Annotated in this window: 1 protein-coding gene; it reads right to left on the bottom strand. The window is 56.7% G+C overall.

Annotation, left to right across the window (positions count from 1 at the left end; genetic code table 11):
* Nucleotides 1-380: 380 nt before the first annotated feature.
* On the bottom strand, nucleotides 381-1,193 hold the full coding sequence (locus tag FAS41_RS30675; protein ID WP_138527024.1) for an SH3 domain-containing protein: 813 nt from the start codon (nucleotides 1,191-1,193) through the stop codon (nucleotides 381-383).
* Nucleotides 1,194-1,283 lie beyond the last annotated feature (90 nt).

Raw genomic sequence — 1,283 nt, 5'->3', positions numbered from 1 at the left:
CGCCAGAGTGCCCCTCAATTTCATTAGCGCCTTTGCCCCCAGCCGGGTCAACATAGCTGATCGGGCCTAGCCTATCCGTTAATAGGTAGTAACTCCACACCTGCGGCCGTCCGAGTCCAGTGCCAGATGGTTGAGTATGAAGTCTTCAAGGAAGTCCATCTGATATCCGGGTTCGCGATTTCCAAGTGAGCGAATGGAGTAAAGCTCAGCTTTCAGCTGGTCGGTGGCAGCCGTCCGCCTCTGGCCGGTAGCTGCCCCTCGTCACGGGCAACTCTGGCCATGGCGTGCATCCGAGACTTCCGCTTCTGGCTACTGAACGGCTGTATGGTGTACACCCAAGGGTCGTGAGTGAGTGACGAGCACCCGATGTTCAAGCGTTCCTAGTCGACCTCTGGAACATCCTTTAGAAACTTCGACGCCACCCAGCCCCCAGTATCTCCCGCAGTTCCATGCCGGCGGACAAATGTCCACCCATCAGAGGTCTCCTTCACGACGGAGACGATGGAGCCAGGAGCAAGCGGACTATCGATTTTTGGGTACTTCTTACCAGGGCCAAGCCGAACATTGAGCGGCTTCACAACGAGCTTTTCAACTCCCCCAACTTTCGCCGCAATCTCCCGCGCCTCGCGGATATTGTCATCCGCTTGAGCCGGAGTTTTGTCATCGGGGGTGGCTACCTGAAGAGCAACAGAGCAGAGCGACAGCAGTAATGCGGGCAACGTTTCAGGGGGGAAGAGCTTCTTGATTACATACCAAGACTTGAGCGCAGCCTGAGGACTGAGCTGCTTCATCCACCACTCGAGCCCAAACGCCATGATTGCGTCTCGCTGCGCATCGTTGGCAGCAAAGGCATCTGCGACTCTATCGACAGCGATAACGCTTCTGGCCATCGAGGTGATCGACCAAATTAGCGCTACAGATTCGGCTCCCAGTTCGCTCTGCAGCTTGCTCTGGTGTGGGCCTAGGGTCGAACTAAGGCGGTCATGCGCTGCTGGTGCGAGATCACGAAGGGTGAATGCCAAGTCTCCCAGCATGAACTTTGCGTCCAGGCCCAGAAAACGCTGACGCCCCTCTGCCGTAGATGTTGTAGTTCTGAGCAGAGTGGCGATAGTCGCCTGGCGGTCACCAAGTGACGCGAGCGAGGCAAGGTCGTCGGCGAGCAATTCTGCAAATGCTGAGCTGGCACCCTCCATGGTCTATGTTCCTCCGGTGGGGGGCTTAGTTTTTTTGCAGCCGGTCGGTAAGTGATTACTAGTGGGGCTTACAGTATCGAAACCTCTCGC

The sequence above is a fragment of the Pseudomonas nicosulfuronedens genome (genome assembly GCF_005877905.1).
Lineage (GTDB): Bacteria > Pseudomonadota > Gammaproteobacteria > Pseudomonadales > Pseudomonadaceae > Pseudomonas > Pseudomonas nicosulfuronedens.
The sequence above is the reverse complement of the archived record's forward strand: the minus strand, read 5'-3'. Positions and strand labels throughout refer to the sequence as shown.